Annotated in this window: 8 protein-coding genes, 1 tRNA gene and 1 pseudogene; 6 read left to right on the top strand and 4 right to left on the bottom strand. The window is 39.3% G+C overall.

Annotation, left to right across the window (positions count from 1 at the left end; all coding sequences use genetic code 11):
• Window position 1: 1 nt before the first annotated feature.
• The 3 genes and pseudogenes from mutL to tsaE form a co-directional block, all read right to left on the bottom strand.
• Complete coding sequence (gene mutL / locus DS885_RS04265) at window positions 2-1,882, bottom strand: DNA mismatch repair endonuclease MutL (protein ID WP_113818166.1); 1,881 nt, start codon at window positions 1,880-1,882, stop codon at window positions 2-4.
• A gap of 1,296 nt (window positions 1,883-3,178) precedes the next feature.
• Window positions 3,179-4,450: pseudogene (locus DS885_RS04250) on the bottom strand (N-acetylmuramoyl-L-alanine amidase); the annotation flags it as partial.
• 77 nt (window positions 4,451-4,527) lie between these two features.
• Window positions 4,528-4,986, bottom strand: coding sequence for a tRNA (adenosine(37)-N6)-threonylcarbamoyltransferase complex ATPase subunit type 1 TsaE (gene tsaE / locus DS885_RS04245; RefSeq protein WP_113818165.1), 459 nt, complete (start codon window positions 4,984-4,986; stop codon window positions 4,528-4,530).
• Window positions 4,987-5,270: 284 nt separating this feature from the next.
• On the opposite strand from tsaE, the gene queG reads away from it, so the two are divergent.
• Window positions 5,271-6,449: a tRNA epoxyqueuosine(34) reductase QueG gene (gene queG / locus DS885_RS04240; RefSeq protein ID WP_113818164.1), complete on the top strand. Its 1,179-nt coding sequence runs from the start codon at window positions 5,271-5,273 to the stop codon at window positions 6,447-6,449.
• A 90-nt stretch (window positions 6,450-6,539) separates the two neighbouring features.
• Here the strand turns inward: queG and tsaD are convergent, their stop codons facing one another.
• Window positions 6,540-7,559 (bottom strand): tRNA (adenosine(37)-N6)-threonylcarbamoyltransferase complex transferase subunit TsaD, encoded by a 1,020-nt coding sequence (tsaD, locus tag DS885_RS04235; protein WP_113818163.1) that lies wholly within the window; start codon window positions 7,557-7,559, stop codon window positions 6,540-6,542.
• Between the two features lie 289 nt (window positions 7,560-7,848).
• On the opposite strand from tsaD, the gene rpsU reads away from it, so the two are divergent.
• The 5 genes from rpsU to DS885_RS04210 all read left to right on the top strand — a co-directional run bounded on the left by rpsU (window position 7,849) and on the right by DS885_RS04210 (window position 12,743).
• Window positions 7,849-8,064: a 30S ribosomal protein S21 gene (gene rpsU, locus DS885_RS04230; RefSeq protein WP_025563760.1), complete on the top strand. Its 216-nt coding sequence runs from the start codon at window positions 7,849-7,851 to the stop codon at window positions 8,062-8,064.
• Window positions 8,065-8,082: 18 nt separating this feature from the next.
• A complete protein-coding gene (locus DS885_RS04225; RefSeq protein ID WP_113818162.1) occupies window positions 8,083-8,526 on the top strand; it encodes a GatB/YqeY domain-containing protein in 444 nt (147 codons plus the stop codon).
• Window positions 8,527-8,743: 217 nt separating this feature from the next.
• On the top strand, window positions 8,744-10,492 hold the full coding sequence (gene dnaG / locus DS885_RS04220; RefSeq protein ID WP_113818161.1) for a DNA primase: 1,749 nt from the start codon (window positions 8,744-8,746) through the stop codon (window positions 10,490-10,492).
• Between the two features lie 97 nt (window positions 10,493-10,589).
• Window positions 10,590-12,434: an RNA polymerase sigma factor RpoD gene (gene rpoD / locus DS885_RS04215; RefSeq protein ID WP_113818160.1), complete on the top strand. Its 1,845-nt coding sequence runs from the start codon at window positions 10,590-10,592 to the stop codon at window positions 12,432-12,434.
• A gap of 232 nt (window positions 12,435-12,666) precedes the next feature.
• Window positions 12,667-12,743, top strand: a tRNA-Ile gene (locus tag DS885_RS04210).
• The last annotated feature ends 238 nt before the right edge of the window (window positions 12,744-12,981 follow it).

The raw sequence follows: 12,981 nt of genomic DNA, 5'->3' as shown, positions 1-12,981 counted from the left end.
TCTAATGAATACCCTGTAATAATAATGACAAATTAGGTTGTTTAAAGCAGTGTTGAAACGCCTCATTAGACAAACTACTTAACGCGTCAAATAATGGTGTTACCTCAGTTGCAGAGAAGGCTTTCTCTTGCTCTTGAGCGTGTAATAGATGGCTTAACTTATCGCACACTTGCTGAACTTGCTGCTCACTACTCAGGTGCTCAGCTTCATTTGAAGTGTCAAACAGTTGCGGCAAAATAGTCGCAATGGGCGCATGCCTGAAAGCGGCTGGCACTTGGCTAACAATCACAAATTGTGATTGAAATTTATAAGTAAAACCTAAGCGAGCTAATAATGAACTTGCTTGTTCAGCCACCACTAACATTTCAGGACTTAGTTTAAAGCGTACCGGCAGTAATAAAGGCTGTGAGATCACTTCGCCATCTTGCCAAGCATTAAACAATTGTGAAGCAACAATCTGTTGACGGGCTCGAGGCAAAGACATAATCAACAAACCATTCTCAGATAACGCACTTAGCGACTCAATCTGTGGTTGAACCAATAAATGATGCTGGTCAATAACACTGATTAATTTAACAATAGCAGAAGACTTTGATGTTTCTGAAGTACCAACTGTTAACCCTATATCTTGCTGAAATGCTTCAGCAACAAAATCACAATACGCCCCTACTTTTTGCTGATCTAATACTGGACGCGTTGGCATCGCCGCATAACCGCCAGTCCCTCCAGAGTATTCATTACGACGAGGACTAGCTTCACTGTTATGAGCGTGATTATAATCTCCCCCCTGCCCTTCTGATACCTGGCTTGGTGGCTGATAAGCATGTTCTGCCACACGAGGCTGCGCCATATTTTGCTGCGCTTCAAGATCATGGCTTAATAACGAACTATCACTTAACGTTGAGTTGAGTGTACTGCTAATAAAGTCATGCACCCAACGCGCTTGATGGAATCGCACTTCATGCTTAGCAGGGTGAACGTTAACATCCACCTCTTTAGCATCACATTCAATATAGATAATATAACCAGGAAACATGCCCTGCGGGATAAAGTGTGCAAATACCTGTTTGATTGCATGGTTCACCAATTTATCGCGAATCATTCGTCCATTGATATAACAATATTGTACGTCGGCTAAAGGACGTGGTGATAAACGGTCCGATACCCAGCCAGATATTTTTAAAGACTGGTCGGCATGCTCAAAAAATACAGCATGTTGAATGAATTGTTCACTACAAATAGCCGCAATACGTTTTTCCTGCTGTGCTTGTTCTGGCGCAGCTCTATATTGCCTTACTATTTTTTTATTGTGCTTTAAGGTGATGGCAATATCAAAACGACTCAGCGCAATACGCTTGATCAGCTCATCGATATGTTGGAATTCAGTTTTTTCTGTTTTTAAAAAACGACGACGTGCAGGCGTGTTAAAGAACAGATCCAACACTTCAACCGTGGTGCCCTGCGGATGAGCAGCAGGTTGCACATTCACTTGCATATCTCGACCTTCAGCAACGGCCTGCCAAGCTTGATCTTGGTCTGCAGGCTTAGAAGTAAAGGTTAAACGAGAAACTGAACTGACACTGGCTAACGCCTCGCCCCTGAAACCTAAGCTTACAATCGCTTCTAAATCATCAAGGTGACTTATTTTACTGGTGGCATGGCGGCTTAATGCTAGGGTCAACTCTTCTTTGCTGACACCTTTACCATTATCTTTAATGCGAATGCACTTAGCGCCGCCCTGTTCAATCTCTATCTCGATACGGGTCGCCCCCGCATCTAAACTGTTTTCCACTAACTCTTTAACCACGGAAGCTGGACGCTCCACTACTTCACCGGCCGCAATTTGGTTAGCTAATCGTGCAGGTAATATCTGAATTGCCATGATGATAAACTCGTTAAACTAGCTCACAGGAATTGTTAACACTTGGCCAACAGCTAAGGATTTACTGCGTAATTTATTGGTCGAAATAATCGCACTGGTTGTTGTCCCATAACGTTGTGCAATCACCGATAGTGATTCACCACTACGCACTTTATGCTGAGTTTTCTGCGCACTCGCCGTTGGAATTTTCAAACGCTGACCAATATTTAATGCGTTAGATCGTAATCCATTAAACTGCTTTAACTGTTGTGTAGACACGCCATATCTACTTGCAATAACAGACAGAGATTGGCCTTTTTGTACCGTATGCGTAGCAGGTCGAACCGGCGCACTATAATTCGCACTTGGGATTTTCAATACTTGTCCAACCGATAAACGCGTCGAGCTAAGTTTATTGTATGCTTGAAACTGTTTTGCACTTCTATCGTATCGTTGTGCAATGACAGATAAGGATTCACCGCGTTTTACTTTATGCTCAGTAGGCACTACCACTTTTTTAGCGACTGGCGATTGATAGTTGGAGCTATCAGCCCCAGGTATTTTAATCTTTTGTCCAACACGTAAAGAGGTCGACTTAAGGTTATTGTAGCTTTTTAAGGTCGATATACTGGTGTCGTACTTTTTAGCAATCAGCGATAAAAACTCACCTTTTTTCACCACATGAAGGCGTTCAGGCGCTGCTTCAACTTGCCCTGCTGGCACTTTTAATTTTTGCCCTACATAGACACTGCTAGATTTTAAATTATTGATTCGTTTCAAATTAGACATATTGGTCGCATATCTTTCTGCAATAACCGATAAAGAGTCACCTGAACGTACCGTATAAATTTGATTTTTAACAACTGGCGCAGGTGCTTTAGGTGCGACCTTTGGCTCAATTACTCGCGTTTTAGTCGTTTCCGTATAGGCACCAGGAATCTTAATACGCTGACCAATTCGTAATGTCGTTGAGCTTAATTTATTATAAGAAGTTAACTGCTTAATACTTTTATTGTATTTTTTAGCAATAGCAGAAAGGTATTCACCGCGTGCTACAGTATGAACTACGGGCGTTTTAACCACTATGGTTTGGGTATTTTGCGCATTGCCGCCTACACCTGGGATCTCGATTTTTTGCCCCACTGCTAGCGTCGTATTTGATAAGTTATTGTAAGCGACTAATTGCGCTGTGGTTTTACCATATCGACTGGCGATCACAGATAACGATTCACCTCGTTTAACAGTATGTGTCGTTGCTTGTTGTACTAAAGGTCTCGCAGAGGTAACCTGAGATTCTGGCTCAACCACCACTTGATAGTTTTCAGGAATACTTAATACCTGACCAATCTTCAATGAACTAGATTTCAAATGGTTAAAGCTTTTTAACTTCGCGGCACTAACACTGTAACGCTTAGAAAGTATCGATAACGACTCTCCGCTACGCACCGTATGTTTAGTTGCATGTTTTTTCTGAGCAAACAAAGTGCCCTGCGGTGGTTTTAAACTAAAGTGTTTATAAATACCTTTAAACACGGCATTAGCAATTTTGTTTTGGAAAGCAGCTTGATTAAGCAAACGCTCTTCCGTTGGATTAGTAATAAATCCAGCTTCCACCAAAATAGAAGGAATATCAGGTGACTTTAATACCGCAAGGCTGGCATGCACAGGCTCTTTTTTATGCATGGTGGTGACTTTAGAAAGCTCGCTCGTTACCAAACTACCAATATTATAACCAACCCCCATGGTATTCCCCATGGACATATCTAGCAGCATTTTATTTAAAAATGGCACACTGTCAGAGTCTTGAATTAAATCGCCCGCACCACCTAATAACTGTGATTGCGCTTCATTTTTTTCCATCCAGCGACCTAACTCTGTGGTCGCACGACGATTTGATAATACCCAAACAGAAGCGCCCTTAGGACGACTAGAGGTAAAACCATCGGCATGAATAGACACCAAAAAGTCAGCTTTACCTTTACGCGCAATTTCAGAGCGTTTATTTAAATTTACAAAGTAATCACCCGTTCTAATCAAAAAGGATTGCATACCACGTTGCGCATCGATGGTATTTTTTAAGCGCTTAGCGATTTGTAGTGTGACTTTTTTCTCGTAACTATATTTACCTAAAGCACCGGGGTCATCACCACCATGACCAGCATCGATCGCCACAATAATATTACGGCCATTAGGTGTTGCTGCTATTTTAGTGGGTACTTTAGTAGCAATAGTTGGTAAATCAATCACTAAACGGTGCCCGTAAGGTTTAGCAGGTGGTAGGCTGAAAATTCTTGCTTTACTGGCGGTGGTTAAATCAATAACCAATCTAAAGGTATTCGCTTTTGCGGTTTTACTTTCACGAATTCTAGTGATCAATTTACCTTTATTAGTAATTGCACTTAAATTCGCTTTATTACGCGTCCCGGTCAAGTCAATCACTAAACGATCTGGCTTACTCAGGTAATGTGTTTCGTATTGTGGTTTGTTAGCAAGGTCAAGTACAACCCGAGTATTGTCAGGTGAAGGCCAGGTACGCACACCTTTTAACTCATTTTGTGCGGCAGCTACACTTAAACTGATACATTGCATGATCAGTAAAGTGCAAAATAAAGTCACTTTATTAGAGAATAACGGCGTTAATAACCTGCTTGGATTGTACTTATTCATCATAAATTCTTTAATACTCTTAAGCCATTTTCGGTATTTGCTTGTAACGTAATTTCACGCTGCTCACCGACATAAACAATAGTTAAATCTATATCTGGGTTAGGTAAAAAGCCAACACCGCGCTCCGGCCACTCCACTAGACAATGGCTAGTTTCACCAAAATAATCACGGATCCCCATAAACTCTAACTCTTCAGGATCAGACAAACGATATAAATCAAAATGATAAACTTGCCACTCTGCTAACTCATAAGGTTCCACTAAAGTATAAGTCGGGCTTTTTACATTACCAACGTGCCCTAAACCTTGGATAAAACCGCGCGTTAAAGTGGTTTTACCAGCGCCAAGGTCACCATGCAGATAAATACAGGTTGCTGTTTGACAAGCTTTACTTAAACGGTCACCAAATTGTACGGTTTGTTCAGCATTGAGTAACTTTTCTTTTAATAGATTCGACATTGAGATTTATTCATTCCAATCATGAGTTGAGTATATTGACAGCGAAATTCGTTAAATAGCATAAAAAAACACTCTGAAATTGCGCTATTAGCACAGATAATAACAGAAAGCAGATGCTTCACACTAGTGCTAGCCTACTACAGAGCATAAACAATCACTTCAGAAAGTAAATCAATTTACTTAAAAGTGAATTAAAGAGAAGCATTCAAGCTGAGTAACTTATGCTAAACTGCCTGCATAGAAAATAGATAAAAATAGACCTTTCGCAACGAAATATACGGCAAATGAAAATAACTCAAGAATCTACCAGTTCACAAATCAATAGCACACCTCTCTCTTCAACGGTATTAAGCGAGTTAGCAGAGAATATAAAAGTGTGGGGAAAAGCGCTAGGTTTTCAAGGAGTGGGGATCAGTGATGTTGACTTAACTGACCAAGAAGCAAATTTACAAGCTTGGTTAGATAACCAATACCACGGTGAAATGGATTATATGGAAAGGCATGGCATGATGCGCGCTCGACCAAACGAGTTATTACCGGGTACATTACGTGTTATTTCCGTAAGAATGGATTATTTACCAGACGATGCACAGTTTGCAGCAAATTTAGAAGACAAAGATCTCGCCTATATAAGTCGATATGCATTAGGCAGGGATTACCATAAAGTACTGCGCAAACGTTTAAAGCAATTAGGTGATAAAATAAAAAATGAAGTGGGCGAGCTAGGTTTCCGTCCCTTTGTTGATAGTGCCCCTATTTTAGAACGCCCGCTCGCTGAAAAAGCGGGATTAGGTTGGGTAGGTAAACACTCACTGCTACTAGATAAAGATTCTGGATCTTGGTTTTTTCTTGGCGAACTATTAATTGACCTTGCTTTACCCGTTGATCAAGCACAACCAAATCAATGTGGGCAATGTGTTGCCTGTATGAAGATTTGCCCTACTCAAGCAATTGTAGCTCCCTATGTGGTCGACGGACGACGTTGTATCTCTTATTTAACCATTGAGTTACAAGGTGCTATCCCTACCGAATTTCGTAAAGCGATCGGTAATCGTATTTATGGCTGTGATGATTGCCAATTGATTTGTCCGTGGAATCGTTTTGCTGACACCACTGAAGAATCCGATTATCAAGCCAAAGACTTTTTACAAAACCAGTCATTACTGAGTTTGTTTGCTTGGTCTGAAACCACCTTTTTAAAAAATACTGAAGGTTCTCCGATACGTCGTATTGGTTATCAACGTTGGTTAAGAAATATCGCCATTGCGTTAGGTAATGCACCAAGTAGTATTGACGTTATCACTAGCTTACAAAATAAGTTAGTTGAAAGTGAAGATGAGCTAGTCAATGAGCACATTGAATGGGCATTGGCCGAGCAGCAACAAAAATTACCAATTAATATAGACAGATTAAACCAGCGTTTAATCAAAGCAGTAAAAAAAGGTTTACCTAGAGACGCTTAATAGCATACCAATCAAACCATCAGTTATAAAAAAGCCGTTACTCAGGTTAATGAGCAACGGCTTTTAATATTCATAACAAAGAGTTAAGACTTAACTCTTCACACTCTCTAATTGATCTAATGGCCAACGAGGTTTGGCTTTAATCTCTAAACCTTGTATGTGCCCTGCTTTCAAGCGTTGCATACCTGCATAGGCAATCATCGCACCATTATCGGTACAAAACTCACCACGTGGGTAGAATGCTTTACCGCCTAGCTTTTGCATTGTTTCAGCTAACTGCTCACGTAATGCAGTATTGGCACTCACACCACCTGCAACCACTAAACGCTTCAAGCCGGTTTGTTTTAAAGCACGCTTACATTTAATAGCAATGGTATCGATTACCGCTTCCTGGAAAGCATAAGCGATATCAGATTGAGTTTGTAAATCATCACCTTCACGCGCAATGGTAACAGCTGCAGAGGTTTTTAAACCACTAAAGCTAAAATCTAAACCAGGTCTGTCAGTCATTGGACGCGGGAATTTAAAACGCCCTGCTACACCATTTTCAGCCATTTTAGCCAGACGAGGTCCACCAGGATAATCTAAGCCAAGAAGTTTAGCCGTTTTATCAAAGGCTTCACCAGCGGCATCATCAATACTTTCACCTAATAAAGTATATTCACCAATATCATCTACTTGCACTAATAATGTATGTCCGCCAGACACTAATAAAGCCACAAAAGGAAAATCAGGCTTATCATCTTCTAACATAGGCGCTAAAAGATGCCCTTCCATATGATGAACAGCAATCGCAGGTTTATCCCAAGCAAACGCAATACTACGGCCAATACATGAACCCACTAATAATGCACCCACTAAACCAGGCCCTGCTGTATAAGCAATCGCATCAATATCATCTTTGGTACAATTCGCTAAGGCTAATGCTTCTTTAATAAGAGGAATGGTTTTACGCACATGGTCACGTGACGCGAGCTCAGGAACAACACCGCCGTAATCAGCGTGTAACTTCACCTGACTATATAGCTGGTGCGATAACAAACCTTGTTGATCGTCATAAACAGCAATACCTGTTTCATCACATGACGTTTCAATGCCTAAAATTCGCATACTAAACAACCTTATAACTAAAATAATTAGCTTTTGATTAACGCTAATTAAATAAAATAGAGAACAAAATAAAAAATGTAACGCATTCTAACGGAAAATACAGCCAAGATGGATTTTTTTATCAAGCGTGATTATAAGCACGGATCTAAAGATCATTAAGATCTTTCTGCTTTTTTAATGAAAATTAATGCGGAATTTCTTTACATCATGCCCCAAATAGGATTAAAATTCGGCACCAATTTAAATGCACTGGTCAATTTACGACCGTAACCATAAAGGTAAGAGGCATATGCCAGTAATTAAACTTCGTGAAAACGAACCATTTGACGTAGCATTACGTCGTTTTAAACGTTCTTGTGAAAAAGCAGGTATCTTAGCAGAAACTCGTAAACGCGAATTCTTCGAGAAACCTACTACAGTTCGTAAACGTGCTAAAGCAGCAGCTGTTAAACGTCACCTGAAAAAACTTTCTCGTGATAACGCTCGTCGCGTACGTTTATACTAGAATAGATAAAGGTCTCCGATGTCTATAAAAACAAGATTACAAGAAGAGCAAAAGCTTGCAATGCGTGCAAAGGATAAAGTCCGTTTAAAGACTATCCGTTCATTGATTGCAGCTGTTAAACAAATTGAGATTGATGATAAAATTGAACTTGATGATGACGCTGTTACAACAGTTGTTGTGAAATCAGTTAAACAACGTAAAGAATCAATTACTCAATTTGAAAAAGCTGACCGAGCTGATCTTGCAGATATAGAAAAAACGGAACTTGCTATTTTAGAGGAGTTTTTACCTCAAGCACTAACTGCTGAAGAAGTAGATGCTCATATCAAACAAGCTATTGCATCTGTTGATGCACAAGGCATGCAAGATATGGGTAAAGTGATGGGAATACTCCAAAAAGAGATACAAGGAAGAGCAGATATGGCTGCAGTAAGTGGGCTTGTAAGAGCTAGCTTAAAATAGTCATCTCGCTTTCTTTATTAAAAAACCTCAGCCTTTCATTAAGTCTGAGGTTTTTTTGTTTTAATGAAAGCAACTTTATCAGTTAATATTAATTATTAACTTTAAACACCCTGATATTTTTGAAAAAGATAGCATCTAACCTGAATTAAAAACACAATATCTGTGTCGTATTAAATACTGTGAGTATAGTACTCTCATTTCTCCATAGGACTCTTAAATGGCAGGCCGCATTCCAAAGAATTTCATTGACGACTTAATTTCTCGTAGCGATATCGTTGATATAATTGATAGCCGTCTTAAGTTGAAGAAAAAAGGCAAAAGCTATCGTGCCCGCTGCCCTTTCCATAATGGTAATAATGATTCCACATTTTCAGTCAGCGAAGAGCAGCAGTTTTACCACTGCTTTAACTGCGGTGTTAGCGGTAATGTGGTTACCTTCTTAATGGAATATGATGGTATTGAGTTTGTTGATGCCATTGAAGTACTAGCAGAACAACTTTCCATTGAAATACCACGTGAAGAATCAAATAGCAATCAAGCCCCTACTAACTATGTTGATAGAAAAGACTTATATCAATTGATGGGTGATATTACGCGCTTTTACCAACAGCAATTACGCACACATAAAAACAGTGAAAAAGTCATTAACTACTTAAAAAGTAGAGGCTTATCTGGCGCTACTACTAAACATTTTCAAATTGGTTACGCTCCTGATGGTTGGGATGAAGTGCGTAAACAATTTGCTATCAACAAACACACTGAACAACAACTAATTGATGCAGGTATGTTAATCAGTAAAGATAGCGGCGGTAGCTATGATCGTTTTAGGGACCGTTTAATGTTCCCTATTTTAGATAAACGTGGTCGAGTGATTGGATTTGGTGGCCGTGTATTTGATGATGCAACACCAAAATATCTAAACTCTCCTGAAACCCCAATTTTTCACAAGGGTAAAGAGCTATACGGCTTATACCAAGCAAAACAACATAACAAAGATATTCAACGTATTTTAGTCGTTGAAGGTTATATGGATGTTGTAGCACTTGGACAATTTGATATCCACTATGCAGTGGCGTCTTTAGGTACAGCCACCACACCCGATCATATCCAACTTTTGTTTAGACAAACCAGTGAAGTTATTTGCTGTTTTGATGGTGATGAAGCCGGTCGTACCGCGGCTTGGCGTGCATTAGAAAATGCCCTACCTGCGATTCAAGATGGGCGAACATTACGCTTTATGTTCCTACCTGATGGTGAAGATCCAGATAGTTTAGTGCAAAAAGAAGGTAAAGTTTTCTTCGAAAAGCTCGTTGATCAAGCGATGCCATTATCTGACTTTTTGTTCCAGCAATTGTTAACACAAGTTGATATGACCAGTGCTGATAGTAAATCAAAACTTGCACAATTAGCGATTCCGTTATTAACTAAGTTACCTGATTCAGTTTTTAGACAGATGATGGAAACTCGTTTAATCAGTCTCTTAGGGATTGAAAAAGAAGGTTTACAAAAGTTATTACCCGCGGCACAAACGGTAGAGAAAAAACCTACCTCGCAAAAGATAACACCAATGAGACTAGCTATTTCGTTATTGCTGCAACATCCGCAAATGGCTTATCAATTGGATGAAATACCTGAATTTAAAGAGATAGAAATACCTGGCATAACTCTTTTAAATACACTACTTGAAATTTGTAGAAAGACACCCCATCTCTCTACAGGACTGTTATTGGAACATTGGCGTGGTCAACCAGAAGAAAAACAATTAATTACGTTAGCAACTTGGGAAAACCAAGTCGATAAAAACAATTACGAAGAAGTATTCTTCGATATTTTAGATAATTTTTTATCTTTACACCTTACACAACGTATTGAATTTTTAAAACAAAAATCAAGACAAGGTGAGGTTTTAACAATACAAGAGACGGTGCAGTTAGCACAACTTCTTAAAGAACAAAAACAACATTAATGGGATTGGCATAAAATTCAATTTAGGCGTATAATCGAGCGCTCAGATTTTTTCCCATTTACACCACATTTTACGACTAATTTTTTGGATGGTACCTATGGCCCAAACACCTCAATCGCAGCTTAAAGAGCTGATCATTAAAGGTAAAGAAAATGGTTTCTTAACCTTCGCAGAAGTGAATGATCACCTGCCGCAAGATATCGTTGAGTCAGAGCAAATTGAAGATATCATTCAAATGATCAACGACATGGGTATCCGTGTTGTTGAAACAGCACCTGATGCTGATGATCTAATTTTATCTGGTACAGATAATGATGAGCCAGATGAAGATGCTGTAGAAGCTGCTGCGCAAGTATTAGCAACGGTTGAATCTGAAATTGGCCGTACTACAGACCCAGTACGTATGTACATGCGTGAAATGGGTACTGTTGAACTACTGACACGTGAAGGCGAGATTGTTATCGCTAAACGTATCGAAGAAGGTATCAAAGAAGTACAAAATTCTGTTTCTGAATACCCAGCAACGATTCGTAACCTATTAGATAACTACGATAGCTATGAAGCAGAAGAGATGAAACTAACTGACCTAATCAGTGGTTTTATTGATCCAAATGATGATATGACACAAGCGGTAAGTGCAACTAACATCGGTTCTGAATTATCTGAAGCAGACCTAGATGACGACGATGAAGATGCAGAAGACGTTGAAGATGAAGAGGAAGGTCCAAAAGGTCCATGTCCTGAAGAAGCAGCAGAAAAATTTGCTGAATTACGTCGTTTAAATAACATCGTAGAAAAATCTATCACTAAAAATGGTCGTAAACATGCAGAGACGTTAGCAGCCATTAACGAACAAGCAGAATATTTTCAACAGTTTAAACTAATCCCTAAACAGTTTGACCGTATGGTGAAATTGATTCGCGGTAATATGAATGCAGCGCGTGTACAAGAGCGTTTAATTCTAAAAATCTGTGTTGAACAATGCAAAATGCCAAAAGCTGAATTCATTAAATTATTTAAAGGTAATGAAACAAGCAGCGCATGGTTAGAAAAAGTACTAAGTGGCGACCAAGCTTACGTTGCAGGTATTAAAGAAGCTGAAGAAGATCTAGAGCGTTGTATTCGTAAAATGCTGGCTATCGAAGTAGAAAGCACATTAAGCATTACTAACTTGAAAGAGATCTCTCGTGCAATGAGCATTGGTGAGACAAAAGCTCGTCGTGCAAAGAAAGAGATGGTAGAAGCCAACTTACGTCTGGTTATCTCGATTGCTAAGAAATACACCAACCGTGGTTTACAATTCTTAGATTTAATCCAAGAAGGTAACATCGGACTAATGAAAGCCGTTGATAAATTTGAATACCGTCGTGGTTACAAATTCTCAACTTATGCAACATGGTGGATCCGTCAAGCAATCACTCGTTCAATTGCTGACCAAGCGCGTACTATCCGTATTCCAGTACACATGATTGAAACGATTAACAAACTTAACCGTATCTCTCGTCAAATGTTACAAGAAATGGGTCGTGAGCCACAGCCTGAAGAGCTAGCTGAACGCATGATGATGCCTGAAGATAAAATTCGTAAGGTATTAAAAATTGCTAAAGAGCCAATCTCAATGGAAACACCTATCGGTGATGACGAAGATTCGCACTTAGGTGACTTCATTGAAGATACAACGATTGCCCTACCGGTTGATAGCGCAACGAGCGAAAGCCTTAAAAATGCAACAAACGATGTATTAGAAGGTTTAACAGCGCGTGAAGCTAAAGTATTACGTATGCGTTTTGGTATCGATATGAACACTGACCACACTTTAGAAGAGGTTGGTAAACAGTTTGATGTAACACGTGAGCGTATTCGTCAAATCGAAGCTAAAGCACTTCGTAAACTACGCCATCCTAGCCGCAGTGAACAACTACGCAGCTTCCTAGACGAGTAATCGACGTTTAGTGAATGACTCTAAAAAAATCCTACTTCGGTAGGATTTTTTGTATCTGCACCCCAAACAATTTTTTGTTCCTTCATTCCAAAAAAATGTATAACTCCTTAATAAAAACCATATAAAAGAAATATTTAAGAATGCTAAGTAAATAGCGCTGATTAAATAAGCAATCAAACTGAATATACTAGACAGCGAAATGAGTAGCTTATATAATCAGCGCACAAATTAAGGCCCTTTAGCTCAGTTGGTTAGAGCATACGACTCATAATCGTCAGGTCCCCCGTTCGAGTCGGGGAAGGGCCACCATATATAGAAGGTTAGTAAGTGTAGTGCTTACTAACCTTTTTTTATGTGTGCTACATCTGTGCTACAAAACTTATACCAATTGTATTAAATAACTGATCTAAATTTTGCGCCGGAAAAATGGCTTAGTTTGAGGCGTAAGTTGATGTAAATGGTTGTTCCCTATACGAAACTTACAACGAAAAAATAAGTTGTTTTAACAAGTAAAATAGATCAGTTACTTACTATGATTGGTATAAGT

It is taken from the genome of Psychromonas sp. B3M02 (assembly GCF_003318165.1).
Lineage (GTDB): Bacteria > Pseudomonadota > Gammaproteobacteria > Enterobacterales > Psychromonadaceae > Psychromonas.
Note: the sequence above shows the minus strand (reverse complement) of the source record. Positions and strands in the feature narration are given on the sequence as shown.